The organism is Arthrobacter sp. AK01 (assembly GCF_021109375.1).
Classification (GTDB): Bacteria; Actinomycetota; Actinomycetes; order Actinomycetales; family Micrococcaceae; genus Arthrobacter.
The window spans coordinates 1-25,625 of sequence record NZ_JAJOHP010000015.1; the positions used below are offsets into that span (position 1 = coordinate 1).

Annotated in this window: 30 protein-coding genes and 2 pseudogenes; 16 read left to right on the forward strand and 16 right to left on the reverse strand. The window is 61.1% G+C overall.

Translation table 11 applies throughout. The features are described from left to right. Positions 1-287 precede the first annotated feature (287 nt). The 4 genes from LN996_RS07070 to LN996_RS07085 all read right to left on the reverse strand — a co-directional run bounded on the left by LN996_RS07070 (position 288) and on the right by LN996_RS07085 (position 2,388). Positions 288-638 carry a hypothetical protein gene (locus LN996_RS07070; protein ID WP_231339715.1) on the reverse strand — a complete coding sequence of 117 codons (351 nt, stop codon included), beginning with the start codon at positions 636-638 and terminating at the stop codon, positions 288-290. Between the two features lie 572 nt (positions 639-1,210). Continuing rightward, positions 1,211-1,522 carry a hypothetical protein gene (locus LN996_RS07075; RefSeq protein WP_231339716.1) on the reverse strand — a complete coding sequence of 104 codons (312 nt, stop codon included), beginning with the start codon at positions 1,520-1,522 and terminating at the stop codon, positions 1,211-1,213. Between the two features lie 64 nt (positions 1,523-1,586). Then, positions 1,587-1,862, reverse strand: coding sequence for a hypothetical protein (locus LN996_RS07080; RefSeq protein WP_231339717.1), 276 nt, complete (start codon positions 1,860-1,862; stop codon positions 1,587-1,589). Between the two features lie 91 nt (positions 1,863-1,953). Further along, positions 1,954-2,388, reverse strand: a complete 435-nt coding sequence (locus LN996_RS07085) for a hypothetical protein (RefSeq protein WP_231339718.1) — start codon at positions 2,386-2,388, stop codon at positions 1,954-1,956. A gap of 1,629 nt (positions 2,389-4,017) precedes the next feature. Between LN996_RS07085 and LN996_RS07090 the strand changes: the two genes are divergently transcribed. The 8 genes from LN996_RS07090 to LN996_RS07125 all read left to right on the forward strand — a co-directional run bounded on the left by LN996_RS07090 (position 4,018) and on the right by LN996_RS07125 (position 9,134). Next, complete coding sequence (locus tag LN996_RS07090; protein ID WP_231339719.1) at positions 4,018-4,341, forward strand: hypothetical protein; 324 nt, start codon at positions 4,018-4,020, stop codon at positions 4,339-4,341. A 57-nt stretch (positions 4,342-4,398) separates the two neighbouring features. After that, positions 4,399-5,409, forward strand: a complete 1,011-nt coding sequence (locus tag LN996_RS07095; protein WP_231339720.1) for an ATP-dependent DNA ligase — start codon at positions 4,399-4,401, stop codon at positions 5,407-5,409. 177 nt (positions 5,410-5,586) lie between these two features. Continuing rightward, on the forward strand, positions 5,587-6,018 hold the full coding sequence (locus LN996_RS07100) for a LexA family transcriptional regulator (RefSeq protein ID WP_231339721.1): 432 nt from the start codon (positions 5,587-5,589) through the stop codon (positions 6,016-6,018). A gap of 38 nt (positions 6,019-6,056) precedes the next feature. Then, entirely contained in the window at positions 6,057-7,355 is a 1,299-nt protein-coding gene (locus LN996_RS07105; RefSeq protein WP_231339722.1) for a Y-family DNA polymerase, read from the forward strand. A gap of 27 nt (positions 7,356-7,382) precedes the next feature. Then, positions 7,383-7,697 (forward strand): hypothetical protein, encoded by a 315-nt coding sequence (locus LN996_RS07110; protein ID WP_231339723.1) that lies wholly within the window; start codon positions 7,383-7,385, stop codon positions 7,695-7,697. Then, positions 7,697-8,095, forward strand: coding sequence for a hypothetical protein (locus LN996_RS07115; RefSeq protein WP_231339724.1), 399 nt, complete (start codon positions 7,697-7,699; stop codon positions 8,093-8,095). Before LN996_RS07110 ends, LN996_RS07115 begins: the two co-directional genes overlap by 1 nt. A gap of 9 nt (positions 8,096-8,104) precedes the next feature. Continuing rightward, a complete protein-coding gene (locus LN996_RS07120; protein WP_231339725.1) occupies positions 8,105-8,248 on the forward strand; it encodes a hypothetical protein in 144 nt (47 codons plus the stop codon). Then, entirely contained in the window at positions 8,229-9,134 is a 906-nt protein-coding gene (locus LN996_RS07125) for a helicase associated domain-containing protein (RefSeq protein WP_231339726.1), read from the forward strand. The genes LN996_RS07120 and LN996_RS07125 overlap by 20 nt, the downstream gene beginning before the upstream one ends. A gap of 22 nt (positions 9,135-9,156) precedes the next feature. Here LN996_RS07125 and LN996_RS07130 read toward each other — a convergent pair whose 3' ends face one another. From LN996_RS07130 to LN996_RS07145, 4 genes and pseudogenes are all read right to left on the reverse strand, one after another. Continuing rightward, positions 9,157-9,684, reverse strand: a complete 528-nt coding sequence (locus LN996_RS07130) for a hypothetical protein (protein WP_231339727.1) — start codon at positions 9,682-9,684, stop codon at positions 9,157-9,159. A 162-nt stretch (positions 9,685-9,846) separates the two neighbouring features. Continuing rightward, positions 9,847-10,029: a DUF1508 domain-containing protein gene (locus LN996_RS07135; RefSeq protein WP_231339728.1), complete on the reverse strand. Its 183-nt coding sequence runs from the start codon at positions 10,027-10,029 to the stop codon at positions 9,847-9,849. A gap of 86 nt (positions 10,030-10,115) precedes the next feature. Further along, positions 10,116-10,801, reverse strand: a pseudogene (locus LN996_RS07140) (SOS response-associated peptidase). Positions 10,802-10,862: 61 nt separating this feature from the next. Further along, complete coding sequence (locus tag LN996_RS07145; protein ID WP_231339729.1) at positions 10,863-11,666, reverse strand: hypothetical protein; 804 nt, start codon at positions 11,664-11,666, stop codon at positions 10,863-10,865. Between the two features lie 334 nt (positions 11,667-12,000). Here LN996_RS07145 and LN996_RS07150 point away from each other — a divergent pair. The 3 genes and pseudogenes from LN996_RS07150 to LN996_RS07160 form a co-directional block, all read left to right on the forward strand. Next, positions 12,001-12,359 (forward strand): annotated as a pseudogene (locus LN996_RS07150) (recombinase family protein); the annotation flags it as partial. A gap of 111 nt (positions 12,360-12,470) precedes the next feature. Continuing rightward, positions 12,471-12,593, forward strand: coding sequence for a hypothetical protein (locus tag LN996_RS07155; RefSeq protein WP_231339790.1), 123 nt, complete (start codon positions 12,471-12,473; stop codon positions 12,591-12,593). A gap of 36 nt (positions 12,594-12,629) precedes the next feature. Next, positions 12,630-13,340: a hypothetical protein gene (locus tag LN996_RS07160; RefSeq protein WP_231339730.1), complete on the forward strand. Its 711-nt coding sequence runs from the start codon at positions 12,630-12,632 to the stop codon at positions 13,338-13,340. Positions 13,341-13,398: 58 nt separating this feature from the next. Here the strand turns inward: LN996_RS07160 and LN996_RS07165 are convergent, their stop codons facing one another. The 3 genes from LN996_RS07165 to LN996_RS07175 form a co-directional block, all read right to left on the reverse strand. Beyond that, positions 13,399-14,268: a hypothetical protein gene (locus tag LN996_RS07165; RefSeq protein ID WP_231339731.1), complete on the reverse strand. Its 870-nt coding sequence runs from the start codon at positions 14,266-14,268 to the stop codon at positions 13,399-13,401. Between the two features lie 161 nt (positions 14,269-14,429). After that, positions 14,430-14,792, reverse strand: coding sequence for a hypothetical protein (locus LN996_RS07170; protein WP_231339732.1), 363 nt, complete (start codon positions 14,790-14,792; stop codon positions 14,430-14,432). Next, entirely contained in the window at positions 14,789-15,715 is a 927-nt protein-coding gene (locus tag LN996_RS07175; RefSeq protein ID WP_231339733.1) for a ParA family protein, read from the reverse strand. The genes LN996_RS07170 and LN996_RS07175 overlap by 4 nt, the downstream gene beginning before the upstream one ends. Before the next feature lie 510 nt (positions 15,716-16,225). Between LN996_RS07175 and LN996_RS07180 the strand changes: the two genes are divergently transcribed. Next, positions 16,226-17,158, forward strand: a complete 933-nt coding sequence (locus LN996_RS07180) for a hypothetical protein (protein ID WP_231339734.1) — start codon at positions 16,226-16,228, stop codon at positions 17,156-17,158. Between the two features lie 670 nt (positions 17,159-17,828). Here LN996_RS07180 and LN996_RS07185 read toward each other — a convergent pair. The 5 genes from LN996_RS07185 to LN996_RS07205 all read right to left on the reverse strand — a co-directional run bounded on the left by LN996_RS07185 (position 17,829) and on the right by LN996_RS07205 (position 22,128). Further along, positions 17,829-19,679: a hypothetical protein gene (locus LN996_RS07185; RefSeq protein WP_231339735.1), complete on the reverse strand. Its 1,851-nt coding sequence runs from the start codon at positions 19,677-19,679 to the stop codon at positions 17,829-17,831. Between the two features lie 145 nt (positions 19,680-19,824). Beyond that, positions 19,825-19,989: a hypothetical protein gene (locus tag LN996_RS07190; protein WP_231339736.1), complete on the reverse strand. Its 165-nt coding sequence runs from the start codon at positions 19,987-19,989 to the stop codon at positions 19,825-19,827. Positions 19,990-20,141: 152 nt separating this feature from the next. Further along, positions 20,142-20,876 carry a hypothetical protein gene (locus LN996_RS07195; protein ID WP_231339737.1) on the reverse strand — a complete coding sequence of 245 codons (735 nt, stop codon included), beginning with the start codon at positions 20,874-20,876 and terminating at the stop codon, positions 20,142-20,144. Next, the gene (locus tag LN996_RS07200; protein WP_231339738.1) at positions 20,876-21,607 is read right to left on the reverse strand and encodes a hypothetical protein; all 732 of its coding nucleotides are present in this window, start codon (positions 21,605-21,607) and stop codon (positions 20,876-20,878) included. Before LN996_RS07200 ends, LN996_RS07195 begins: the two co-directional genes overlap by 1 nt. Positions 21,608-21,804: 197 nt before the next feature. Further along, entirely contained in the window at positions 21,805-22,128 is a 324-nt protein-coding gene (locus LN996_RS07205; protein ID WP_231339739.1) for a helix-turn-helix transcriptional regulator, read from the reverse strand. A gap of 249 nt (positions 22,129-22,377) precedes the next feature. On the opposite strand from LN996_RS07205, the gene LN996_RS07210 reads away from it, so the two are divergent. From LN996_RS07210 to LN996_RS07225, 4 genes are read left to right on the forward strand one after another with little or no spacing between them, the layout of a single operon-like run. Beyond that, positions 22,378-22,779, forward strand: coding sequence for a hypothetical protein (locus LN996_RS07210; protein WP_231339740.1), 402 nt, complete (start codon positions 22,378-22,380; stop codon positions 22,777-22,779). Next, on the forward strand, positions 22,776-23,849 hold the full coding sequence (locus LN996_RS07215; RefSeq protein WP_231339741.1) for a M23 family metallopeptidase: 1,074 nt from the start codon (positions 22,776-22,778) through the stop codon (positions 23,847-23,849). Before LN996_RS07210 ends, LN996_RS07215 begins: the two co-directional genes overlap by 4 nt. After that, on the forward strand, positions 23,849-24,382 hold the full coding sequence (locus LN996_RS07220) for a hypothetical protein (RefSeq protein ID WP_231339742.1): 534 nt from the start codon (positions 23,849-23,851) through the stop codon (positions 24,380-24,382). Before LN996_RS07215 ends, LN996_RS07220 begins: the two co-directional genes overlap by 1 nt. A 41-nt stretch (positions 24,383-24,423) precedes the next feature. Further along, complete coding sequence (locus LN996_RS07225) at positions 24,424-25,611, forward strand: ParA family protein (RefSeq protein ID WP_231339743.1); 1,188 nt, start codon at positions 24,424-24,426, stop codon at positions 25,609-25,611. Positions 25,612-25,625: the final 14 nt, after the last annotated feature.

Below are 25,625 nucleotides of genomic sequence, written 5' to 3' on the forward strand. Positions count from 1 at the left end.
GGCACGGCGGAGCTCTGCGACGTCGGGACCGGGCCCAACAGCCGGCCACGGAGCGAAGCGGAGTGGACGCCCAAAGGGGTGCGAGCCCTGCGAGCATGCTTCTCCCCTGGCTCCCGCGGATCCGCCCAGGTCAATCCCCGCCAAAGCTTGCCGCACGCACCAGGTGAGTGGTGCCGGCCCTGTTGCGGGAACGGCGGTCCGTCGCCGGCAACCACCCACAAGAGCCGGCCACCTGCGGCGGACCGCCCGCGCGGTGACCGGCCCCGAAAGACCGGCCACCCTCCGGTCTACTCGCGGCGGTCGTGGAGCGGGATGGCTCCGTATTGTCCGGCTGCGCGTCGGAATCGTGAGTCGCTGCTGAAGATGAACGTGCCGCCGAACATGTACCACGGGGCGGGTTCGTCGTCCGGGGCGACTGGCTCGGCGTGGGTCACGGTTTCGCGGTGGAAGCTCTCGTTTTTGACAAGTCGGACGGCGGGCCGTTCCTCAGTGGCTTCGAAAACGGGGTCGATGCCCTCGCCGATGACGGTTACCTCCATGACGCGGGCGGAAATGCCCTGATTGGAGAAGTCCGTGCCCAGGGCGTCGCGGTAGATCAGGGCGGTGATGCCTTTGGGGGCTGCGGTGGCGTTGCTCATGGTGTTGCTCCTTCTTTTGCCGAGAAAGGTGGTGGGTGGGGCGGCTTAGGTGACCGGCCAGCTTCCCCTCTCCCCCCGTTGTTTTTTGGTTGCTGGCAAGCTTGCTTGCTCGGCGGCCAGCGGAGGCCTGTCTACCCTTGGGCAAGGTGTGGGAAATTCCCGGAGGAAATAAGCGACGCAGGAGCGCCGGAGGGACATTTCCTGCACCGCAGGCCCCGGAGCGAAGCGGAGGGGCTAGACGGGGTGGAGTGGACGCCTACAATCCGGAGGACAGCAACCAGAAAACGTCGTAGACAAACAGGGCCGGGCACGGCGGAGCTCTGCGACGTCGGGACCGGGCCCAACAGCCGGCCACGAAGTGGACGCCCTAAAGGGGTGCGAGCCCTGCGAGCATGCTTTCCCTGGCCAACGCTGATCCGCGCGGGTCAATCCCGGCCCGGGCTTGCCGCACGCATCAGGTGAGTGGTGCCGGCCCCGTTGCGGGAACGGCGGTCCGTCGCCGGCAACCTCCCACCTAGGCCGGTCACCTGCGGCGGACCGCCCGCCCACACAAGGCGAACGGCCCACGTTGTCTATGTGGCGCTGTCGATCATTGCCAAGATCGCTCGGGTAGCTTCCTCGGCCTGCCGCTGTAGGTGCTTTATTTCCTCATCTGCGGGTGCCGCTTCGATCTTTTCCAGCTGGACCTGTCGCGTGTCCAGCGCAGTGAGCAATTCGGGCGTGAACGTTGAATTCGGCCTGTCCTGCAAACCGAAGTAGTGGAACGCGTCGGCCATGGCTGGGTAACCGATCCTTTGGGCGGTCTCAGTTGCTTTGTTGCGTTGGCCCGCTTCGTGGTGGGCTTCGTAGTCAAAATCGCCGTCCGCGTCCCAAAAGTCCGTCATGGTGCTGTCTCCTGATTTCCGGGGACCGTCCGCCCTCACCGGGCGAACGGTCCACCCGCTGGTGCTAGTGGAAGGTGGGGCGGTGTTCTGCGGCGAACAGGACGGCTATGGCTTCGTTGTGCCAGTCCAAGGCCGAGTATTGCCGGGCGTTATCCAGCTCGACGGGGTTCACGTGAGCCTCGGCATTGACGGCTTCGGCCATGCCTCGGATGTGTGCGGCGAGTTCTGCGGCTCCATCGGTGCTGTAGGTCACGGGGGACTTCTTCACAATTGCGGCGAGGGTTTCGAGGAACACGACGGCTTGGGCGGGGCTGTTGGCGATGCTGCGGTTTTCGGTCATTGTTTTTGGTCCTTTGTTGGTTTGGGGCCGTTGGGGGGGGGGGGGGGGGGGGGGGGGGGGGGGGCCCCCGGGCAACGGAGTCGAGGGGCTGTTAGGCGGCGGCTGTTTGGAACGTGGGCGGAATCCGGTACCGGCTTGGAAGTTCTGCGGCGGCTTGGGGCAGGTCTGCCGGTCCTTGGGCTTGTCCGTTCTTCCAGTGGTAGAACGCCTGTTCACTGATCGCGGCCCACCACCGGGCCTTGGTCCGGTAGAACGTCGTTTTCACGTCGCCCTCGCAGTAGGTCGCCATGCCGAACAGGTTGCCGATCGCATCAGCGGTGCGGATTCCGGCGACCATGACATAGGGCCATTGGCCAAGGTCCCAGCCGTCGCAGCCCCAGCTGGGGATCACGGCCCAGCCGTGTTCGCTGATGACGTCCATCCAGTCGTATCCGTCGTTCATGTGGTAGTTCACAAGCACGGGCACGTCATGGATGGTTTCTTCTGTATCGACGGTGGTCACGGTCATTTTGATGACTGCGTTCATGGTGTTGCTCCTTCTTTTGCCGAGAAAGGTGGTGGGTGGGGCGGCTTAGGTGACCGGCCAGCTTCCCCTCTCCCCCCGTTGTTTTTTGGCTGCTGGCGAAGCTTGCGGAGCTGTGGCCGACGGAAGCCTGTCTACCCGCAGGGCAAGGGCAGAAAAATCTTGCGGGATCCGAGCTAGCGAGGATCCCTGGCTAAAGAATTTTCGGACCGCCGGCCCCGACTGCTTTTGGAGGGGCTAGACGGGGTGGAGCGGACACGTACAATCCGAAGGACAGCAGCCAAAAAACGTCGTAGACAGAACAGGCACGGGCACGGCGGAGCTCTGCGACGTCGGGACCGGGCCCAACAGCCGGCCACGGAGCGAAGCGGAGTGGACGCCCAAAAGGGGTGCGAGCCCCGCGAGCACGCTGGCCCTAAGAGGCTAGGCTGGCCTCAATCTTTAGGATGGGGTATCTGAATCGTGGAGCTACTCGTTGGAAGCGTTGTTGCGGGTGTGGCCGTAGTCATCGGTGTTCTCGTGATCGTAAAGCGCAAAGCGCTCAGCAAATTGATGGAAAGCTCTCAGCAAGCAAGGTTTGGTAGGACGGGCACCAAGTTGATGGGCCGGCCAGAGCCTGGGTACTTGGTCGTTGTCGGGCTAGGTGCCGCCCTCCTTGGGGTGGCGATAGCGATTGTGTTGGTAACCCGCTGACTTCGTAGGACGGTTCATGCGGAGTCCGAAGGGCAACCCGGCCCGGTAGGGCGGACCGCCGCGTGGCAGGCCCGCCCCGGAATCCGGTCTAGCCCTTGGGGGCTTTTGAGTTGGCGCGGTAGGCCATGATCGCTGCTCCCAGTGCTGTGAGTGAGAGAACGAAGTTCGCGATGTCCAGTGGTTCCATGAGGTTTCCTTATCGGTGAGTAGGACTTAGTCTGAGAAGGAGCCGGTGGCCGCAACCTAAGCGGTCACGACCACCGGGTTTAGTAGCTACACCTACTTCCTTGCTTTACGCTTACGCTTCCGAGTTGCAGCTCGGGAGCGTTTGCTTGTTAAGCGCGCGTTCCGCGTGGAGAGTAGAGCGATGACAGCTGTCATCAGGCTCACGACCGAAGTCGCGAGCTTGATCGCTTCGTCGATGCTCATGTAGCCACCTCCTTCCTGCCCCGCCGTGCGAGGCCCCCACGTCGCAGCCGGTCGAGGGTGGGCCGTCAACCCCGGAGAGCGACCGGGGAATCCCGCGAAATAAGGGAGCGCAGCGACCGCGTGGGATTGCCCGGTTGCGTGGGTTGACGGGTCGGGCCCCCGGACGGCTACGATCAGTGGCCTTGTACGGAGAACAACCCAGCCACATGTAGGGCAAAAAAGAAGCTTTTACAGGCCGAAGCGCAGCGAAGGTCCTTATTCTGTCGGTCCCCTGGCCCATGCTTGGATGAGTAGTGACAACGAGAGGGATGGTTATGATTCCGATGCGAACGAGGATTCACTACCGCCTCGGTGGTCTTTTATGCCGGCTACGAGGTGACCACCGGCTTTCACTCGTTGTGTCTCATACGTTTGTTCCTGGGCAGGGTGAGCGTAGCGAGAGACGCCCCCTTTGCCGTGTGTGCTGGCAGATGCCGGGCGACTAATCCCAAATACTCAAAGGAGCAACACATGCTGGGTTTCAAAGTGAACGTCCAGAACGAGGACAAGAGCGCTGAGTTGGAGATCCAGGGTTTCCTGGATCCGGAGACGGCCGAGGGTTTCGCGAACGCAGTTCAGGAAACCCTGCAGATGTGCGTGGAAGAGTACGACGAGATCACCGGGTTCGAAGTTGGCCGGCCCGGCCCCATGGAACCCCGAGATGATGTCCCCGAAGCGGATATTGAATACTTCATCGATCAGATCACCATGTCTGTCATGAATCCCGAACCGGAGAACCTGGTCAAAGGCGAGTCCCCCGTGCGATTCGCTGTTGAGCACCCCGTGGAGTTGTAACCGGGCGGCACTCCTATGGCCTGGCCGGCCGGAGCGGCACGAACAGAACGGGATCCCATGAGCGAGTCCTTTCCGCGGGCACTGCAACCACCGGTTGCTGTTGCCCTGGCGAAACTCGTCAAGACGTTCCCCGGACCCGCTGCCCTCCCGGGCGGGATCTGGGCCGAACCCAAATGGGACGGCTACCGGGCCATCGTTTTAAACGATTCTGACGGGGTGACTCTGTGGAGCCGGCAGGGCAAAGAACTCTCTCGCATTTTTCCTGAGCTCTGCGCTGCTGTGCGGGCGCAGGTCCCTCCAGGTGTCGTCCTGGATGGAGAGGCGGTCATCTGGAACGGGGACCGGCTGGACTTCGAGGCGCTGCAGCGCCGCATGGTCAGCTCCAGGGCGGCTCTGCCGGCTCTGGTCCACGAGTTGCCCGCCGCGTTCGCGGCCTTTGATGTGCTGGCCGTTGCCGGGCAGGATATCCGGGGTGTTCCGTTCACGGGCCGCCGGCAGCTGCTCGAGGAACTGGCCCGCGACTGGGCCGCTCCTTTGAACCTCTCCCCCACCACCACGGACATGGAACTGGCGAAGAGTTGGTTGAAGGACCTGCCGCCCACGGGGGTGGAGGGTCTGGTGTTCAAGGGAGGGGCGCAGCCATATGATGGCTCGCGCTCCTGGTTGAAGCTGAAGACAAAAAGCACTTTCGATGCGGTTTGCGCGGCCGTCATCGGCCCGATATCGCAACCTCAGTCCATTATCGCCGGTTTGCCGGTCGATGGGCAGCTGCGGATCGTCGGCCGGTCCACGGTCCTCTCCACCCGGGTAGGGCGTGAGCTGGGCCGCCAGCTCCGCCCCGCGCAGCCCGGGCATCCCTGGCCGGAAGAGATCAGCGAAACTTCGTTGAACAGATTTAGCAAAGACAAGGGCCCGGTTCAGCTGACACTGGTGGAACCGATCGTGGTCGAGGTATCGGCCGACGTCGCATGGTCCGGTAAATCCTTCAGACACCCGCTTTCCCTGCTTCGGTCCAGACCGGAGCTTGACCCTGCCGACGTCGAACTTCCCCCGCACCTGGAGAAGTAGCTCGTACCAGTCGCGGTGGACGGGTTGTGCCCACTGGGGTCAGGTGGAGCCCTCCGCACAGCTCAAAGCTGTCCCCTATTGGCGTGCAAGCCGTCCACACCGCCCCTAAGGCGGCTATCTTGTCGGTCCCCTTGGAGTACAGTTAATCCGAACATATATTCGAATAAAGGGCGTGTTGTGGGCGTGATAGTTGGCCCCCGTGTGATAGATGCGGGACTCTCTCTGGTGAGGGCGTTGCTGGCACCGGTAGCGGTGGCTGCCGGCTATCCCTCCCCCGCCCAGGATTACTTTGACGGCCGGATCGACCTCAACGAACACTTGGTCAAGGACGTGACCAGCACCTTCATCGTCCGGGTCAGCGGACAGTCCATGGAACAGGCCGGGATCAGTGACGGTGACGAACTGGTCGTGAACCGGGCACTGGAACCGAAGGACGGTTCCGTGGTCGTCGCGGTCCTGGATGGGGAGCTGACGATCAAGCGGCTGCGGATCACACCCACGGGCGTGATCCTGCAGGCGGACAATCCATGCTTCCCCGATATCGAGGTTCCGGCCTTGTCGGAACTGACAATCTGGGGCGTGGCCACGAGGTGCCTGCACCATGTGTAATGCGCGCTTTTCCGTTAAACGGGCGATCGGCGGCCGCGATGTCTAAGCCCGCGGTGATGCGCCGGATGCAGGAGATCGCGCATGTAGACGTGAACTGCTTTTACGCCTCCGCCGAGCGCGCCTTCAATCCTTCCCTGGAAGGCAAGCCGGTCATCGTGCTCTCCAACAATGACGGCTGCGCGGTGACCCGCTCCCCCGAAGCGAAGCGCCTGGGTATTGCCATGGGTGATCCGTGGTTCAAGCTCCGGCCCCGGGCCAAGGAATGGGGTCTGGTGGCCCTGTCAAGCAACTACGAGCTGTACGGGGACATCTCCGCCCGGGTGATGGAGCTGCTGGGCCGCTACTCCGCTTGGGTTGAGGTGTACTCCATCGATGAGGCGTTCCTGGGCGTCAAGGGCGAACCCGATCAGCTGCTGGAACTCGGGAGGGAGATGAAGGCCGCGTGCCGGCGGAACGTCGGCGTGCCGGTCTGCGTCGGGATCGCACCAACGAAGACCTTGGCGAAGCTTTGCAACAAGTGGGCGAAGAACAACCCAGCTTTTGGGGGTGTGTGTCGGTGGGAGTCCGTACCGGTCGAGCAGCGCGAAGCGCTGATGGCCAAGCTGTCCGTGATCGAAATCTGGGGCGTAGCCACACGTCTCACCAAGCGTCTGAACGCGATGGGGATCTTCTCGATCCTGGACCTGACCCGGGCGAACCCGGTGGCAATCAGGGACAAGTTCTCCATCGTCATGATGCGAACCGTCCTGGAACTGCAGGGCACACCGTGTATCCCGATGGAAGAGGAACGGATCGGCCGGGACCAGCTGATCTTCTCCCGGTCCTTCTCCACACCGATCACCACAACGGCAGGGTTGCGGCAGGTCATGAGCGTGTACGCGCAAATGGCCTCTGCCCGGCTGGCCAAACACGACCTGCAAGCCAAGGTGCTGACGGCGTTCGCGGCGACGTCGCACTTCAACCCGAACGAAAAATCCTTCCCCTCTGTCTGTCTGGCGTTGCCCATGCCGACCGCGGACCCGGTTCTGCTCACCCGGGCAGCCCACGCGCTGCTTCCCCAGATCCATGAGGGCGTGAAGTACGTCCGGGCCGGGATCATGGTCACCGACCTGCGCCCGTCCGGAAACCAGAAGCCCTTGGAGTTGTTCGAGAACCCGCACGAAGAACGCGGCATCGGGATCCTGCTCGAAGACGTGGCCAAACGATACGGCCGCGGCTCCATCGGCCTGGGCCATGCCGGGATCAAGGGCGGGCCCGACTGGTCCATGAAACGCGACATGCTCTCCCCCAGGTACACCACCCACTGGGACGAACTCCCCCTCGTCAAGGCCGCCTGACCGGCGCCCAGCAAGAAAGGAAACGCAATGACCCTTGCACCCGAACACCCCACAACCGGCCATGAGGTCGATGTCCGTTTCAGCCCCGACGGCGCCCCGTTGGCGATCCGTTACGACGGCCGGATCTGGATGGTCGATCCCGACGTCCACACCGCGCACTGGTTCACCAGGGACTCGTGGTGGGAAACCCAGACCAGGGCAGCGGTAGGGACCGGCGACCTGGTCAGCGTCGAGCATTGGCAGGTCCAAGCCACACTTCCCTCCGCCAACGCGGAGCTGCGCACCTTCACGCTGCGGCGGGAGCCCTTGGCTACCGCTTGGCAGCTGGAGTCCATCAGCTAGTGCCCGCTGATTTGTACCGCTCCCCCGTTCCGGAGCAACTGTGGGAGCGGATCCGCAACGAGTTTCATCTACCCAGCCTGGAACAGGTCCACGAACGGCTCTCCGCCATTCACGAGGATCCCGAACCAGCCATGCGACAACTCGCACGGGTCTTTATGGATGGAGGAACGTATTGCCCTGGTTACCAGTTCCGATCCGACCTGACCCTGAACCCCGTGGTCGTGGCACTCTTCGAACGGGCCATGGAGCTACGGATCCCACACAACTATTTCGCGTTGTGGATGATGGTCCCTTCCCCTGCCCTGCAGGGGACCCGGCCCGTGGATCTCCGACGCAGCGGCAAGGCCTCCGTGCTGCAAGCGACCCTGGAACAGACCTTCCTGGAGAGTGCGGCCTAGGATATGGGGGTGAAAGTGATCCTGACCGTAGTGGCCGGCAACGGCGAACTCAGCCACGTGGACGCCGAGGCCGATACGTACGATGCCGCCAAAGCGGCCGCTGAAGCACTGATACCGGAAGGCTCTAAAGCCATTGCCATCCGCACGGACTAGCAAGCGCCCCAAGAGCCGGGACAAACGAAGCGCAGAAGAGACAGCCCAGCTGATATCCGGGTTTTACAAGGAGAACGGGTACCTTCCGACTCAGCACACGCCACCATCCGGCGAACATAAACGCCTGGCACTCGCTCTCCAAAGATTTCGTAGGCTCCACGCGGCGGGGAACCTGCCCGACGACGCTGCCCGCATCCTGGATCAGGCGCACCCGGACTGGACTGCCCGGGCCGATCACGCCACCGAGCTCTGGCACAGCAGAGCGGACGAGTTCATTGCCTGGGTCCGGCAGCATGGCCGATTCCCGCAACCCTCCGCTGATGACCCTGCAGAACGCTTCCTCAGCAAGTGGCTGAACCGGCAACGACACGATGCCCGTCGGGAACGGTTTCCCGCCCGCGTCAAGGAACTGGATTCGCGCCTGCCCGAATGGCGGGAGACGTTTTCGGACCAGGACAGACAGTCATACGTCGAATCGGCCCAGCAGATAGCCGCCTATGTACAGCAGACCGGGAGTCTGCCTGCCCCTGACGGTCAGAGCGGGAGCGAGACAGAGCGGCTTGCAGGGGTTCTCATTGTTTTGCGAAACCAGAAACGGCGAGGTCTGCTGGCCAAGGAAGCCACCCAGGCGCTCGATGCTGCGTTCCCTGGCTGGCTGGACGGGGTCGCGCTCAACGTCGAACGTCACTGGCAAAGCAGGGCCACCGAATTCATCGAATGGGTCAAGGAGAACGGCAGGCACCCGCACCGCAGCGCCTGGGACCCCAAAGAACGGGCACTGGCCTGTTGGGTCGCCAGGCAACGGGTCCATGCAAAGAAGCGCCAGTACCCTCACCGCATCAGGGAACTCAACGCACGCCTGCCCGAGTGGAACTGCCCACCCTAGACCTGGGCGGCACCGGGCAGGGTTACTTGTCGGCCCAGCGTTCGTGCGCGGCTTGGCGGCTGATCCCGGCGGCCCGCCCGATGTCGGTCCAGGAAGCGCCTGCTGCTTTGGCGGCCGCGACGGTCTTGTCCAGCCGGTGGCCGGCCTGTCGGTGCTCCTTCGCCGCTGCTTCCACACCCAGGATTGCCTCGGACGGTGCGATGTGGACATGCCATTCCTCCTGAACGGCGTCCTCCACCTCCATCGAGACATACGCGGCGTCCCCTAAGGGGACGTATTCCTTCCGCGTAGCAATGTCAGCCTCTTCAGGCGTGAGGACCCGTTGCCACAGCTCTCCCTGCCACCCACAGGTGCAGGCACCACGCCAGCTCATAATGAGGTCGTGCGGGACGATCTCCTCATTGGGGTCGGATTCTCCTGCCGGTTGGTAGTGTCCGGTGATCCCGTGGAAGAGTATTCCCGCACTGGTTGAGCTTCCTGAGAGGCGTCCGTCGGGTGCGATTTCAGCCACATAGCCCTCGTGTTGGTAGTCGTTGGATGTCCAACCCATGGCTTCACGCCTTCCTGTCAGGGTTTCCTGACAGAAGTCTTGCAGTAGGCACCGACAAAAACCAGAACCGCTAAACCACGCACTTGACGCAGCAAGGCCCCCACTGCTGCTCTCCGGCAGCTTGCGGGGGCCTTGCGTTCGATATGTTGGCGGATCGCGGGGCTAGGAGTCGGTCAGGTCCACGACGTCGGAACCGGCGTTGTTCTTCACCGAGGTAATGCCACTAAGGGCTGCGGCCTTGGTGGTGTATGACTCACTGCTGGCGATAACTTCACCGTTGCCGGCCTTCAGCCGGAACCGGAAGCCACCGGACTTGTCTTTGTAAACTTCGAATTTTCCTGCCATGCGTGATCCTCCTTCATGCTGCCCACCCCCACGGGCGGCAATACGGGGAACTGCCCTAACGAGGCCAATCCTAACCGCGCGGTACCTCACTCGGCTGGTTCAATCAGCTCGGGTCCGTTGTTCCGGACGCTATTCACACGGGTGCTGACGATCCGGGGCGTCAACGTTGGTTCCGGCAAGGAGTCCAACAAGTGCTGGACATCGGATTTGTCGGTCAGGTCAGGGTCGAGCCATTCCGCATAGCGGTCCTGCGGGATGATGACCGGTGAACGGTCGTGGACGTGTCCCAACGCGTCCTGTGTCGTTGTGGTGAGCACTGTGCAGGTCAGCAACCACCGCTCGGGATCGTCCTCGGGCAGCTCCGGATCGGGCCAGAACTCGTAGAGGCCGGCGAAGCCCAGCAGCGGTTCCTTCTCGGAGAACAGATAGTTCGGGATCTTCTTGCCGTCCTCGGTCTTCTGCCACTCGTAGTAGCCCTCGGCTGGCAAGATGGCTCTGCGCTTGACCGCAGCTGAACGGAACGACGGCTTTCCAGGATCGTCTCACTCCTGGCATTGATGAGCTTGGACCCGATCTTGACGTCCTTTGACCAGGACGGCACCAGACCCCACTTGGCTATCAGCAGGCGCCGGTCAAGGGTGCCCTCGTCGAGGCGTTCGGCCACGATCGGCACGTTCTGGGTCGGGGCGACGTTCCAGCTCGGCCCTGGAGGGCTGCCCTCAACTTCCTTGGCCTCGAAATGGCTCAGAAGATCACTCGTTGCCTTGGACATCACGTATCTGCCGCACATAAGCCCATTCTGCCTTGTGGCCTGCTGTTCGAACTGTTGCCGGTCAGCCCTTCCGGGCTTTCAAACCCTCGATGATCTCCATCATCTCGTCCGTGGCCTTCACGACATTTAGAACGGGGCGAACGTGAGGGAAGAACGAGTCCAAACGCTTCTTCTCTGGGAACCAAGAGAACAAAACTCCTACGTGCCCCAAGTATGTGGCCGTTTCGTACCCTCGCAGGTGCTTGCCATCGGAGCTGACCCAGGCCATCGTGGGGCGAAGCCAAAGTCCCTGTATGGGTGCCCCTTGAGGATCACCGTGTTTTCGCAGGAGCCACAAAGCCTCATCGAGAGCGAAGCAGAAGCGCACGTTCTTGGCAACCCTCTTACCGTTCAGAAAATCGAGTAGGCCGGCTGGAACAGGTAGGCCATCAAGCACCATTCGAGACGCGAAATGCTTGGCGAAATAGCGGCCCAGGTCCAGCTGCTTTTGTCTCCAGTCGGCCCCAAAGATCGCCCTCATATCCAACCCTGGGGCATCCCATAGAATCTCCGCGTTTTCCCAGACGTACGCCGAGTACGTTTCATAAGCTCGGTCAAAAGGCTGGCTGCGAGTGTCGTTGCATCGCCTACACAGGTCTTTCTCAAACCTGACGGCGGACGACTTTCTAATGCTCTTGATGTAGTGGAGCCTTTCTTCATCGCCACCCCATACAAGATTCGGCCCATCGCCTTGCAGGCGCGCCAGATCCGTTCGTTTGTATTTGTGTTCCTGGCTGTCAGCTATGGCACCACACCACCAACATCTTCCATCGCGTTCCACGCGAAATGGCGTTAGATCAACGTGGTAATCAGGCGGGGAATCCATGCTTTAAGTATCTCGGAGGTCTCCGACAAAATTTCCCCGGCTCTCCCATTGAGCGTTCCATCTCCTTGGAAACAGACGGTCCCGGACAACCCTCGCCCCCGGCTTACCCGTCCACTCCGCTACGAGTTGGTCATGTGCGCTGTTCCACGCCCCAAATACCAGATACTCCTGGCCCCGCTGGTGTCCCAGTTCCTTGGAAGTGGGACACCTCGCTTGGGACACTCCCCCGCCCATCCGAATCCGAGATCCCGCGAAACATATCCGTCCCGTATGTAATTCCAAAACACCTGCAACAGTCGACCGTCACAAAGATAACTTTCGGTACGTTCGAAACATGGAAATCGGATACGCGAGGGTCTCCACAGCCAAACAGGACCTAGGCCGGCAACTGGACGCATTAGCCTCCGCAGGCATCACCAAAGTGTTCGCCGACAAGAAATCCGGTGCCACAAGAAACCGGCCCGGCCTCCAAGGGGCACTTGACCATGCGAGGTCAGGTGATGTGCTCGTCGTTCATACCTTGGACCGGCTCGGCCGAACGGTCCGGGACACCCTAAACCTGATGCACGAACTTAACGAGCGGGGGTAGGCGTACGCACCCTAGCTGATCCCCTGCCCATCGATACCTCCGACCCCGACAGTCCGATGGCACAGCTTGCCGTGGTCATGTTGGCGCTGTTCGCAGAAATGGAACGCACGTATGCCACCGAACGCGCCTCCCACGCCCGGGCTGTCGCAGCTGCCCATGGCCGGCGGACCGGGCGTCCGTCCGTAGTAGATCCATCCAAGCTTGAACACGCAGCCATGCTCCGCGATAAGGGAGCAAGCATCCGTGAAATCACCGAAAAGACCGGCCTGAAACGTACCACCCTGTATCGGCATCTTCCGCCCCGTTCTGGCCAACACGACGACGGGAAACAGCCCTAGGGCGGTGCGGCACCCTCGCGTCGATAGGGTGAGCACATGTCGATCCCCCATTTGGACCGCGAAAAGGCGTTCGCCCTCATCGAGGAGATGTCTTCAGCAAGGAACCTGCTGGCCTACGGAACCCGGGTTGTTCGTACAGCTGCGTTCCTGGAAACGACAAGGGATCCGATTCTGACCTTGCTCTCAATCGGCGTCGAAAAGCTCTACAAGCTCACCCTTGGACTTGCTTCGCTGGACACCAACCAATCCTGGCCCACCATAGGTCAAATGAAAGGCTTTGGACACAATCTGGCTGACATGCACTCGTCTGTCATGGCCGAGCTTTCAGCACGGACGGCAACCAGCACCGAATACGTGCGCGGTCTGGTTGCAGAGGTTGAAGCTGATCCTGTTGTCATCCCACTTATTGCCACTCTCGGCAGATACGGCCGATCGGGGCGCTTCTATCATCTCGACAGACTCGGAGACGCGCCTCAACCGTGGGACAGCCCGGGCGAATATTGGCAGCGGATGGAGGACACCGTGGTCCAAGACCATCAAGTGGCGGCGGCCTACACGGCCGCTTTGGAAGCTTCGTCCAACAACGCACTGTGGGACCACCTCGCCAGCTCCATCAACCAACGCATTGCGGACACAGTTGAACGCCTGTGGACAATGATCGCTGTCTGCGGGCGGAATCACGCCCTCGGAGAAGCGGGGACTACGTTTGGTTTTGAGATCCACCCCTCCGCCGTAGGCCGACAGTAGCCGAGACCTCCGCTAACAAACATTCGCGCGGTCGTGATGCCACCTCTTTCTGCCCTGCTCACCACTTGAAACGCGGGGAACGCGAAGCGCGGGAATCCTTAAATGCAACCAGCGCCTGCGTTTCGAGGGCCACTTCCAAATCTTCCCGAGCGAATTGGGGCACGTAGGCGCCGTATTCAAGCGGTTGCCCCTCGGCCAATACCTCGGTGAGTCCTTCATCGTGGCGGAAGGAAGGATCCAGGTCTTCTCGCACAAGGTCACCGAAAAGGTTGATGTAACGCGTGATTTCAAGGGTGAGGTCCGAAAGATACGTCCTGTTGTTCCTGTACTCCGCTAATAGTGAGTTGTACAGCTCCGTATCCCATACAGGGATCTTGTAGAACGCTGGATACCTCCGTCGTTCTCCTCCGTTACGAAGTTCTGCGTACACATTGAACTCGGAGAGCAGTTCATTCAGGAAAATACCCATATTGCGTATAGCGGCTTTGAGTTTGTCCTGTCCTGCCGGCCAAGGCCTTTTTGCAATCCATAGCGCACACTCGCGAAGCCTCTCTTCCGTGGTTACCGCCAAGGTGATCGGTCCCCCATCGAAGAAGGCATGAACGTCGAGTGCCCAGGTGTCGAGGCTGAGCTTGTCACTCAGCTGGTCGACAATCTGCGCCCAACGGATTTCGGCCTGATCAACTTTTGGCCCCAAAGAATCTCGCACCCAAGCCTCGTGGTCAGCCTTTATCTTGAGCAGGGCCTCAACAGAGTGATCCTCCGGAGCCTTGTCGATGAGAGTGTGGTCTGTGGGACAGAGCAAAATCAGGTTGCTGTAGTCATCACGTTCCGCTGCAGTTAACGGAGACTCGCCGCGAGGGCCGTCCGGCTCCCTTGCAACAATATGTGCTTCCTCACCAAGGACTATTGCTGCCGTGGTGTTCACAAGGTCCTGGCTAAGTTGCCGCCTACAGGTTGGCCATGAACAGTGACTGGCAGCGTTACCCCAAAGGAGCTTTCGTGAAAGCGTGGATATAGACACGTGGTTTCTTCCTGATCAAGATAGGTCGTGAGCCAATACTGTCAATGCCAGCAAAGATAGTAATGCTATGGACCGAGGGTTCTTCCTGGCGCCAAGTTTCGTGTACCGCCAGGGAATGGTTCGCCCTCGTTGTAGAGCCTTTCCCTGCGGTAGACCTCATTCATCACAGCGCGGGTGACGAATTCCGACCAGCTCGCGTCTTCCTCCTGCCCGCGGGTGGCGTTGTATGCGGCCCTGGCTCGAGTCCTGGAACTCTCGGGCATGTAGTAGGTGACTTGCTTGGTGGCCGAAGTCGATGGCAAAGGGACCGGCGCAGCCGTTGACTGGGGGCTGTCCGTTGCCGGCCCTCTATTGGCCTTGAGTAGGTTCTGGACACCGTTTGCGGGTCGCCGCGGCGGAGGGCCGATGGGTTCACGGTTCTGGGTCATGATGCGCTCCTTTGCTCTGCGGCTTCCAGCCGGGCGACCAATTCTTGTGCAACCCGGTGGAGGTCTTCTGCAACGTTCCCTGCGGATCGTGGCTGGCTCGGCTCTCCCTTGGCGGCGCCGCGCAGGACTTCGTACCATTTGGGACCGGCATTGACTTGTTCTTCGAGTTCATGGACGAGAACGCCCCGTTCCCGGACTGCTTGTGCGGGCGATTCTGCGTGGCGGACCATGCTCTCAAAGAGCACGTCCTCGGTACCGAATGCCTCAGTGATGGCTTCACGGACAGTGCGCTGCACCGATCGCGCCGATGAAGATGTAGCGGCAATAATAACGCCCAGAAGGTCGATGCCAGGATTGACGTCGATAACTGAATCAAGGCGCTTGGCGACGCCCAGTAGGCCCTCTCGTCCGCCACGGTCCGTCTTAGTCGGGACGATGATCTGCGCCGCCGCACCCAGGGCCGCCAGTTGAAGTGGCTCGTTTCCTGGCGGGCAATCAATAAAGATGATGTCGTACTGGTCAGCCACGGGCGACAAGGCAGCCGCAAGGGCGAGCTTGGCCCTGCGCGCATCTTTGCCGGCAAGTGATACGAGGCCGGCCGCAGCCTGATCGAGGTGCAATCCCCCGGGTACGACGTCCAGGTTGGGACGGATATCCTTCACTGGCATCAGCGGCGCACCGAACATAAGGCTCTGTGCCATGCCCATGCCATCATCATCAACGTTCGCTGTATGGCGGTACCCAAGATCGAGTCCCAGGTTGCCTTGAGGGTCGAAGTCAACCAGCAGGACACGCCACCCGGAAACAGCCAGGAGTCCGCCTAGATTGGCGGTCAGTGTCGTTTTGAGCACGCCACCCTTGCCGTTGACGAGCGCGACGACTCTATCCAAACCGGTCCGATCGAATGGCTCATTCGTAGTCATAAGGTCACCTTACTGTCTTTACTGTCATTAACGGCGTTGCAGTCAATCGTGTCTAAACAGTCTTTGAAGTCTTTACTATCAATCGCGTCTAAACAGTCTTTGAAGTCTTTACTATCAATACTACTGTTGCAATCTATGATGTCAAAGCGACTATTGACTGCATTACTGTCATTACTCCTAAACCTTTTGCCTTCATTGACTGCCTGTAAGCGTGGGAAGGGGCTGTTGGACAAGCCTCAGGGCAAAATAGTCGTCGTGAGTTCTGAAACATTGGATACTGCAGAATCGTTGGATCCCGACGTTTGGGTAAGCCAGACCGCCTTGGGAGAGCAGTTTGGGTGGACGTCGAAAGACACAGGCGGCTGCCTAACGCTTATGGGACTCCGAAGGGGCCCGGAGCCCACCCCGGAGGCCATTGATCAAGACTTGGCCCGGCCTCAACAGCGAACCGGGGGCCGGGGGCGGAGTCCCTACGTCCAATTTCTTTGGCACCACGACAAGGTGAGCGCCATGATCGCTGCCTTCGCCCGGACTCAGGGCGGCTTCCGTCCCTTTACAGAACAACTGCGTGGGTCCATACCCGGTCGTGGAACCATTGGTTTCAGTGCCGTGCACTCTGGCGTTCCCCCTGTAACCAAGCCCCAGGAATTCACGGCCGGTCAAGCTGAGGAGAATATCCAGGCTGCTGCAGTCTCTGAGGCTGTTCCCGCGTATGACCCAGCCGCACACGGATTTCAGCCCTATTCCCTTGAAGAAGTCGTTGACTTTGCAGCTGTACTCACGGCTTCGCTGGGCGAGTTTCAAAATATGCTTCTTGGCTGCACGACACCATTGAATCTACGGGGGGCATCCAAAGCAGCACAGAAGTGCCTTGTCGACCTGGTTGAGGTATTCGGGCACTTAGCAGAATCACGGCTAATCATTGCGGCGGATCTTCCCATCGCCGCCAAATTCGGTGCGGCACCTACGGCAGCGTGGAACCCCTCCGGAGAACGAGGACCGCATGTCTTGGAGCCGGGGGAGCTGTTGTCCCCGAAACAGATTCACACCTTGCGCCAGATCCTTCAAGACCATCCTGAGTATCCCAGTACGACATACTCCGCGCTGTTGGCTCAGGGCCACAATGTGCCGCCACTCGTTGTCGACGCAGCAAAAGCGCAGAAGGCGGCCACTGCACGGGATGAGAGACGAGCAGCCGAGGCTGCTGCTGAGGAGCTGGTGCCTGCAGTTCTGGAGGACGTTGAATCCCGGGGGTGCCCACGATGCGAAGCCGAGGAAGGCCAATATTGCCGAACGAGTACAGGGAGGATTGCGGAAAAGCCTCATGCTGGACGGATCAAGCTCTCGCCCTTGGCGTCCGACAACCCTAACGTTGTCAAAGTGCTCTCCCGACAAGCCGAAGCATACGAAGAATTTGCAGGACGGCCCTGGCCGTACTCCTAAGAACTCACTGGGCCTCGTTGGGTTTAGATCCATCACGCAACTAATCAGATTAAGGAAATCATCGGGTGGCATCCAGTGCTCCTCCCTTTCAAAGTCGTGCAGGTCTGTTTCGTTCATCTGCTGATCCCGAAAGCGGTCCAGGTAGGCGTGCCAGGCAGCTCGTTCCCGTCGGTTGCGGCTGATATGCGCTTGGTAGTCGTCCAGCACGCCTAGCCGGGCTGCCAGGTTAGTCAGATTAACGGTGGTGATCTTCCAGTGCCGCCCGTGGCGTTTGATCATGGCCAACGCTTCCAAATCCGTCAAAGCTTTAGCCACCCCTGGGGGGGGTCCAGCGCGGCGGGACCAGCTGGAGCTTGTGGGCTTCGGCTGTACGGTCGGGCCGGGTGTCGGCGGCTTCTCGGCTTGTTGTTCCTGTGTGGGTTTGCACTGAACGGGCGTCGTCCCGGGCGTGTGGATGATGAGGCATGTGGTGTCTCCGTAGCGCACCCATGCGCGCACTTCTCCGCCTACAAAGATGATCTTTTCGATGTCCTGGGCCGTTGTGGGGTCGTAGGCGTTGGTGTAGCGATCCCTGAAATTCCTGCCACGGTGATGGTCGTTCCGGCGCAGCGGATGGTATCCCTGTCGGGGTCTTCGAGTCCTTCGAAAACCTTGGGGCGGCAGCCCCTTGCTATGCCGCCATCCATAAGACCGCTTCATCTTCGGGTGGTGGCATCCACCATTCGTCCCGTTCAGCCTCATACAGGTCTATTTCGGCTACTTGCTGGTCACGGAAGCGGTCGAGGTAGGCGTGCCAGGCGGCTCGTTCCCGTCGATTTCGGCTGATGTGGGCCTGGAAGTCGTCCAGCACGCCGAGACGCGCGGCAAGGTCCGTAAGGTTCACCGTAGTGGTCGTCCAGTGTCGGCCCTGGCGTTTGATCATGGCCAAAGCTTCCATGTCAGTCAGTACTTTGGTGGCCGCGTTGCGGCTGATGCCAGTAGCCCGCACAAGGTCAGCCGTGGTGGGGGAGTGCCGGCTACGTTCGATTCCTTCGTAGATGATGGCAGCTGCGTCGCCGAGAGCCCGGAATGCGGGGCGGATCGCGTGGACCTGTCCTTTGCGCCAGGTGAGTTCCCGGGCCAGCTGGGTGTAGTGCTCAGGCAACTGAATCACGTAGACGTCCGCTGCCTTGTGCCTGGCGTCAGCAACTTTGGTCAGGATGCCGTCGCAGGCTTTGACCAGCACTGGCAGGAGGCGGGCGACGGTGACGTGGTGCTTTCCCAGGGCCACGGCGAGGGTACGGCAACCAACGTCCAGGATGTTGGTTTGTTTGGCACGCATGTATCCCAGGAGGCCACGGATTAGGAGGCGAAGGCCCAGGCCTTCGCGACCGCGTGCTTGAAGGCGGTGATCAAGAACGGCGTAAAGGATATTCTCCAGATCGTTCACGAGCTGGTGGATTGCCGCGGAGCTAGGTTTAGTGGCCCCCCCTGTGGGTTGAGTAAGGCTTGTGTTGTTAATAAGTACAGTCGTTTCCCGTGCTTTCGGGAACGAGCTTTTTTGCGGCGGCCGGTGGGCTGTGAACGCTTCGGCCTTGGCCCACTCGGTGGGTAGGAGCCGTTCCTGCTTGCTGGCGGTGCCGTACAGGGCTGCGAGTCCAGGGAACTGGCAGCCCAGCTCGTTCTGGACCTGGTCGCGGGTCCATCCTCGGGCTGCGAAATGGTTCAGGACGGCCATGCGCGCTTCGGACGGACTTTTGTAGCGTGCCGTGTCGTAGAGCCCCGTACGGGCAATCCTGCGAAGCGGGGAGTCCCTGGCTGCATCTGCGGCAAGTGTCAGTGCTGCTGCAGTGCGCTGGGCAGTAATCAGCTTCGTCTCACGGGCTTTGCGCGCACGGTTGCGGGCCAGCTCCGGCGCCAGTGCGGCATGGAGGGAACGGACGGCGGCAGGGGAGTTCCTGCGGCGCAGGACGTCGTAAGCCTGGGCCAAGGGAGTGATGAGGGTTTGGTGGCCACCGGACTTGTGCGCGGATCCTGGGACACGGATGCAGCCATCGGTGCTGTTTTGGTGAGGGCTCGGGTCCAGGCTCGTGGCCATCAGGGCGAAGGCTTCTACGAGTTCGCGGGCGTCGGCCGCGTCCATGCGCTCCTGCAGGGGGATGTACAGGTGCCGGCCTCCGCTGGGGGAGAAGTCTTCGATGAAGCCCACGTCGACTTTCCTCAGTATGGTGGCCAGCTGCGCTGCGTCGGTGTCTACGACGTGTTTGAGGGCCTTGGAGGTGTCGAGGTCCAGGCAGAGGGTGGCTACGCGGCCGTCGGGGCCGTGAAGCGTTACGGCGGCCGGGCGGTCAGGCAGTGTCGGCGTGATTTTCGGCGGCTGAGCTGGCCGGGGGTATTGGAACTTCTGGCCGATCCAGCGGCCGAGCCTGTAGGAAGGCTCCCCTGCAATCAGGGAGGCAAGGGCCCAGGCTTGTTGCGGTGTCGTCTGCGTTCCGACACCCGGGGGGGCATGCGTTGACGCCAAGAGCGCTTCCGGTACCATAGACAGCAGTTACCTTTCGTTTCTCGAAGGTGCAAAAAGGGAGCTACCTCGTGAGAGGGAGCTTGAAAAGTTCAGATCGTGTCCCGCCAAGAACTGGATCTGAACGCATACTTTGAGAAGGCCCGCCTAGTGCGGGCCTTCTGCTTTAACTAGCTTTTGGGTAGGGCAATCGCTCCTGGTTGCGTAGTTCCTCAAGATCAATGGAATCGATATGGTCGGCCACCAAGGGAGTTAGGTAGTCGACTGCGTTGGTGTCGAGTATTTCCATGATGGCCCGCAGCTTCTCGGCCCGGGTAAGGTCGGGTTTCACCACAAAGGTGTGCCGGGGCCCCTTTGAGGGACGTCCTCCGTGAGCAAGTTTCTTGATTGCCATAGGGCCATCTAATCGTTTTTGATTAACGAAATCCTGCAACCTCGTGGGGTGTGTCGTCTGTTCCTTTAGTATTGCGGGCCTCACTTTTGTCATGCTGACTCCCCTCGAAGGTGGCTCTGCCGGATCGTAGGGGCGCTGTACTTGCGGAGGGCAATCCAAGCGCATCCGAGGCCTGCCACGACGGCCAGGGCGGAGACAGCGCTGATGCTCTGTCCGACGTCGTACAGTCCCGGAACCACCCAGCCGATCAGTAGGACCATGGCGCGGATGATGGCCAGCGCGAAGCCTGCCAGGAGCAGCCCGGAGGACCAGCGCTGCAAGGGATGGCCGGGTTTGCCTACCTGGGCGTAGAGGGGGCCAATCAGCAAGCTGCAGAGGAAAGCGATGTAGAGGACGGTGACGGCGTTGTACCCGAACGCTATGGGTTCGTTGATGTAGGCGCCGAGGCCGGGGGATGGGGTCTTGGTGTCCGTTAGGGCAAAGAGGACCATTTCCAGTCCGTAGACAAGGACGAGGATCAGCCGTCCGGGAATGCCGGCAGTGAGCCTCAACGCCGTGTGGGCCTGAAGAGGCTTGGCTATCTGAGCGATAAGAATGTTGACCGCCAGGAAGAGCGCCAGCTTGGCGAAAAGGTCTGTGAAGTTGGTCCGGACGAACAGGCTGTCAATGGCCGTGTAGACCGGCGGCAGCATGATCGCGAAGGCCGCGCAGAGGGAAACGCCGCACAGGAAGATCGCTTGGTTTCGGCTGCGGCTCAGGCCGGGGACACGTGTGAGGCTAAGCCCGGCGGCAAGTGCGAGTACAACCCAGAAAAGTATGTCCATTAGCCCAGCGTCTCCCAATAGTGCTGCAACGTAGCGTCGGCGTCGACTTTTTTCTTCGTCTTCCGCCGCAAATGCTTCAGTTTGGCCTCTGCTGCGTCAATAAGTGCCAGGTCATCCATGCGCGTGAAGCTGTTCTCCCGACAGTAAAGGGGCCATCCGGCTTCTTCGGGCTTGATCAAGCCTGTGACGACAAGTCCGCTGACGGTCGATGTACCAGCCAGTTTTGCAGCAGTAACGGCGATCTCCGGCGGTAGGCGGTTATCCGTTAGGAGGGCAGAGAGGTTGCTCAGCTGGAGGCCGGCGCTGGCTGCGAGCTGGCGGCGGAGGTCACCCGGGTCCACGGCGTCAATCCACTCGCGGACTGAGTCTTCGTGCGGGACTGCGCTTAGCTCGTAGTCGGCCAGGCGACGGGCGATGTCTGCCCTGGATCGTTTGAGGAGCTCTACCGTGATGTCCACGTAGGTCATTTGGCTCAGAAGTTCCGCATCAGTTGGTGCCTGGATGCCGTCAGCCAGACCATGGTATTGCTCGAACTCGGACAGGGCGGTGACTGGATTGATCTTCGCTGCACGGGCGATGCCCACGACCGTGGCTTCGCTGACGCGGCCGCGGAGGCGTTGCTTGTTGAGGGTGGCCCTGTTCAGGCCAAGGAGCTTGGCTAGGTCTGAGGTCCCGTTGGGCAGGTGATGGGCCAACAGCCAACCATTGAACTCCTGTGCGCTAAGGGCCATTGATCTGCTTCCGGGGCTGAGGCTTGCGTCGTGCGTTTCACAATACGCGCAAAGGGTGGGACAAAAACATAATTGTGCGAAGTGATGATATATTGAGTCAAGAATTACTTGCTGTTTGACAAGCTTGTCACAAGCTCAATGAAAATGTGAAGTTTTGGGGGTGCTGGCAGGGCAAGAGGTGGGGCGGCGCGTAGGCCCTACCGACCGTCCAGGTACTTCGCATAGTCAGCCAAGGCCTTGTCGCGGGCAGCCTTATTCAGGGTGTAGATAACCCGCTGGCCGTGCCGATGTTCGCCGGCGTCCGAAGTCACAATCCCTTGCTCTTCCAGGTCCTGCAGGTGCCGAAAGATGGTTTGGTATGTCGCGGAAAGCTCTCGCGTGATCTGTCCCGATGTGACTCCGTCGGGGTGCAGTGCAAGGTGTCGGACGATGGCGGCGCGCACTTGGTTCATCCCGAAAGCCTTCATGGCCGCCTCAGCCTGAGGCTGGACGGCGGTGAGGGGCTTCGCATATCGGGGCACTTGATTATTTTGCCGTATCTCATCACAACTGGATAATACACTAACATTTAATGTTAGACTTGTAAGTGAAGGGTTTTATATCCCCGCAAGAGAGCGTGACAAGCGGTTCTGTGGGATTTCGTGGACAATGCGAATTGCTCCATCGTATGGATTTATTAAATACGTCGGTGGGGACTGATAAGTGTAGGGATGCCCAGTGGGGAGGGAACGATTTTGAAGAGCATGCTGCCGTTTGGCACAGAGTGGCCTATGAGCGCGTCTCTGCGTACCCGCGCCGAGGACGGACGTGAGAGCTTCCGGTCATGGATCGGCGATCTGAACGTCCCAAAGAACCAACGTCTGGTCCTTACTGAACTGGTGGGCCTGATGGATGAGCGTGAGTTCATCGAAGGCCGAGCAGCGTGCGTGACGTACGAGGCAGCGCTTGCCCGCCGTACCGGTCTCGAAGGGGACCTGCCCGAAGTCCTGGACGCCTTGATAGACGCAGAGCTGCTGACCCGCCACAAGGCCTCAGCAGTCTTCAACGATGACCGTCCCGGTGTGGTCCTTAGGATCCGTCACCCCGAAGTTGTTCTTACCGTGGAGGCTGCCGGGACCTTGTGGATCGCCGATTCCTGGGTCCGCAAGCAACGTCCGGTGGTGAAGCGATGACCGCCCGCAAAGTCATTACCGGTGCCTCGATCGTTGCGCTGCTGACCGTTGGGCTTGTCACTGTTGTCCTGGATGACAGTGATCCGGCACAGGCGGCATCATCGTGTGCTGCACCCGCCGGGGCAGCCGCTGGACCTGCCCCCGCCGGGGGAGTGGCCGGGTTTGAGGCCGAGCAAATGAAGAATGCCCAAGCGATCATGAACGCCGCCAAGTCCCTCAAGCTGCCCGTCTCCGCGCAGCTGATCGGCATCCAGGCTGCGATCGGTGAGTCCACGCTCCGCGTCATCGACTACGGCGACGGAGCCGGGCCGGACTCCCGTGGTTTGTTCCAGCAGCGCGCCAACGGCGCGTGGGGATCCTACACAGACCGGATGGACCCCACCATCTCGGCGACGAACTTCTTCAAAGCCCTCCAGAAGGTGGAGGGTTGGGAAACCCTCGAACCGACCATCGCCATCCACCGGACGCAACGGAACGCAGACCCGAACCACTACACGAAGTTCCGTGCCCAGGCCACAGAGGTCTTCAAAGCCTTGGGTGGGGAGTCCGGCGCTGCGGTGGACCCGTCCGGCGTCTGCCCGGCTGAGGGCAACCAGGTTGTGGGGGACTTGGCCGGTAAGTGGGTCGCTCCCATGGAAGGGGCGACCAATAGCAGCGGCTACGGTCCCCGGCCGGCCCCGCCCGGCACTGCCGGGGGTGTGCTGGCGAACTTCCACTACGGAATCGACTTCGTTCATCCCGGAGGGCCGGGAACGATCGTGGCCCTGACGGATATGAAGATCGTCAAGGTCCGCAATCTTGATGGCCTGTTCGGCACCGGCGTTACCGGTCAGACAGTGGATGGAAAGCTCACCATCGGCATGTACCACATGGAAGCAGGCTCGGTGAAGGTCAAGGAAGGCGACACTGTGGCCGCCGGAACACCGTTGGGCACCGAAGGTGCAACGGGCAACGTCACCGGCCGCCACCTGCACATGGAGTTCTTCGCCGGCGCCCTGCCCAACCCCATGGTCCCGATTAATCCCACCATCGACCCGACCCCGATCATGAAAGAGAAAGGCATTCTCTGATGCGCAAGCACCTCGTACTCACAGCCGCACTTGTCGCCGCGCTCTCGCTGAGTGCCTGCGCCGGAAACGCGGGCACCGAACCGGCAGCCGATTCGACCCCCACGGTGAACACCGGACAGCCCGGCCAGGAGAGCCACGGTGCCGGCGATGGCCACGACCACGGCGCCGATGAGCATTACGGCGTCCCGGAGGTGACGTGGGACGCCGCCTCAGAGAAAGCGGTCAAGGACACCGCGGCCAAGGTTATGGGCCTGTTCGCCCGGCCCGATGTTCCGGAGACAACCTGGTTCGCGGACCTCGCCCCGCATCTCGCACCGGAATACGCCGAGGATGCCGAGTACATCGACCCGGCCAGGGTGCCCATCCGCAAAGTCACGGACGGGCCCGCTATCAGCCGCGACGCCGGCAACCCGCTGACGGTCACCGCAACATTTTCCACCGATGCGGGCCGCTGGACGATGCTCCTGCACCGGTCCGGGCAGCAGCAGCCCTGGCTGGTCACAGCCATATCCCCGCAAGACCCGACGTCCTGAACCCAAGAGCAAACCCTGAACCGAGGGAGAGGAACCATCCGATGAGCACGAACTGGCAAGGAAGCGAACGGAAGAGCCGCGCACCCATCAGCCTGACCGACACCGAACCCGAAGAAATCACCCCGGAACCGGCCCCGATCATCCACGCAGTACCGGACACTGAACCGGCCGCAGCAGCAAAGGCCGAAACCCCTGTGGTGGAGGACCTGCACCGGGAGGCTCCGCTGGTCAGTGGCCGCCGCAGCGCCGCTGTGCTGCGTAAGGAGAACGTGAATGACCAGCTGCCGCCGGCCACGGGCTGGCAGGCGTTCCTGCGGGCGGTCAGCTTCGGTCTGATCAGCCCTAAGGTGGGCGCGGCCGAGCTGGCACGTCGGGCGGATCTGTCTGCAATCCAGCGGGTCTACTCCCGCCCGATGCAGATCATGGTCGCCCAGCCCCTGGGCGGGGTGGGCAAAACGATGTGCAGCGTCGGGCTTGGTTCCACATTCGGGATCCACTCCGGCCAGCAGACACTGGTGTGGGACAACAACGAAATGATGGGCACCGCCGGCGTCCGGACCAACGCGAACGACTCTACCCGCACCGTGTGGGATCTGTTGAACGTTCTGGAGTCCTTCGAGACCGTCACCGCCCGCAAGGGCGAACTGTCCTACTACACCCGCCATCAGGGCAACAACCAGTTCTCCGTCCTGGTCGCGGACGAGGACGCGGACCGCATGAAATCTATTGGTGCCGACGAGTTCAACCGCATCCACACCGTGGTCAGCCGTTTCTACGACACCATCATCGTGGACACCGGCAACAACACCCGCTCAGCGAACTGGCTCGCCTCCATCGAGGTCACCGACCAGCTCGTGATCCCCACGACGCTCAAGCGCAACGCTGTCGTGTCCGCCCTGCGGATGATCGAGCAACTCGAATCCATGTCCGAACGCACCGGCAACCCGCATTACAAGAACCTGGTGACCAACGCCGTCGTCCTGGTCACCCAGGGCGGCGGAGCGAAAGTCTCCGCAGCCGAGCAGGCAGAGCTTCGCGAGAACCTAGCCTCAGCGGTGCGGGTCCTGATCGACATCCCCTACGACGGGGCACTGGATACCGGCTCGATCATCGACTGGCAGCTCGTCGGAGACCCGGCCCGCCGCGCCTTCGAACGCGCATCAGCGGAAATCGCTGAAGGCCTCTTGGCCATCGACCGCGCCACCTCCACCAAAACCATCAACCTCTAAGGAGCCCAATAATC

Bases quoted from the DNA above. Each gene is read 5' to 3' on its own strand.
- LN996_RS07070 (WP_231339715.1), bottom strand. From the start codon at position 638: ATGAGCAACGCCACCGCAGCCCCCAAAGGCATCACCGCCCTGATCTAC.
- LN996_RS07075 (WP_231339716.1), bottom strand. From the start codon at position 1,522: ATGACGGACTTTTGGGACGCGGACGGCGATTTTGACTACGAAGCCCAC.
- LN996_RS07080 (WP_231339717.1), bottom strand. From the start codon at position 1,862: ATGACCGAAAACCGCAGCATCGCCAACAGCCCCGCCCAAGCCGTCGTG.
- LN996_RS07085 (WP_231339718.1), bottom strand. From the start codon at position 2,388: ATGAACGCAGTCATCAAAATGACCGTGACCACCGTCGATACAGAAGAA.
- LN996_RS07090 (WP_231339719.1), top strand. From the start codon at position 4,018: ATGCTGGGTTTCAAAGTGAACGTCCAGAACGAGGACAAGAGCGCTGAG.
- LN996_RS07095 (WP_231339720.1), top strand. From the start codon at position 4,399: ATGAGCGAGTCCTTTCCGCGGGCACTGCAACCACCGGTTGCTGTTGCC.
- LN996_RS07105 (WP_231339722.1), top strand. From the start codon at position 6,057: ATGTCTAAGCCCGCGGTGATGCGCCGGATGCAGGAGATCGCGCATGTA.
- LN996_RS07110 (WP_231339723.1), top strand. From the start codon at position 7,383: ATGACCCTTGCACCCGAACACCCCACAACCGGCCATGAGGTCGATGTC.
- LN996_RS07130 (WP_231339727.1), bottom strand. From the start codon at position 9,684: ATGGGTTGGACATCCAACGACTACCAACACGAGGGCTATGTGGCTGAA.
- LN996_RS07135 (WP_231339728.1), bottom strand. From the start codon at position 10,029: ATGGCAGGAAAATTCGAAGTTTACAAAGACAAGTCCGGTGGCTTCCGG.
- LN996_RS07145 (WP_231339729.1), bottom strand. From the start codon at position 11,666: ATGGATTCCCCGCCTGATTACCACGTTGATCTAACGCCATTTCGCGTG.
- LN996_RS07155 (WP_231339790.1), top strand. From the start codon at position 12,471: ATGCTCCGCGATAAGGGAGCAAGCATCCGTGAAATCACCGAAAAGACC.
- LN996_RS07160 (WP_231339730.1), top strand. From the start codon at position 12,630: ATGTCGATCCCCCATTTGGACCGCGAAAAGGCGTTCGCCCTCATCGAG.
- LN996_RS07170 (WP_231339732.1), bottom strand. From the start codon at position 14,792: ATGACCCAGAACCGTGAACCCATCGGCCCTCCGCCGCGGCGACCCGCA.
- LN996_RS07175 (WP_231339733.1), bottom strand. From the start codon at position 15,715: ATGACTACGAATGAGCCATTCGATCGGACCGGTTTGGATAGAGTCGTC.
- LN996_RS07180 (WP_231339734.1), top strand. From the start codon at position 16,226: ATGATCGCTGCCTTCGCCCGGACTCAGGGCGGCTTCCGTCCCTTTACA.
- LN996_RS07185 (WP_231339735.1), bottom strand. From the start codon at position 19,679: ATGGTACCGGAAGCGCTCTTGGCGTCAACGCATGCCCCCCCGGGTGTC.
- LN996_RS07195 (WP_231339737.1), bottom strand. From the start codon at position 20,876: ATGGACATACTTTTCTGGGTTGTACTCGCACTTGCCGCCGGGCTTAGC.
- LN996_RS07200 (WP_231339738.1), bottom strand. From the start codon at position 21,607: ATGGCCCTTAGCGCACAGGAGTTCAATGGTTGGCTGTTGGCCCATCAC.
- LN996_RS07210 (WP_231339740.1), top strand. From the start codon at position 22,378: ATGAGCGCGTCTCTGCGTACCCGCGCCGAGGACGGACGTGAGAGCTTC.
- LN996_RS07215 (WP_231339741.1), top strand. From the start codon at position 22,776: ATGACCGCCCGCAAAGTCATTACCGGTGCCTCGATCGTTGCGCTGCTG.
- LN996_RS07220 (WP_231339742.1), top strand. From the start codon at position 23,849: ATGCGCAAGCACCTCGTACTCACAGCCGCACTTGTCGCCGCGCTCTCG.
- LN996_RS07225 (WP_231339743.1), top strand. From the start codon at position 24,424: ATGAGCACGAACTGGCAAGGAAGCGAACGGAAGAGCCGCGCACCCATC.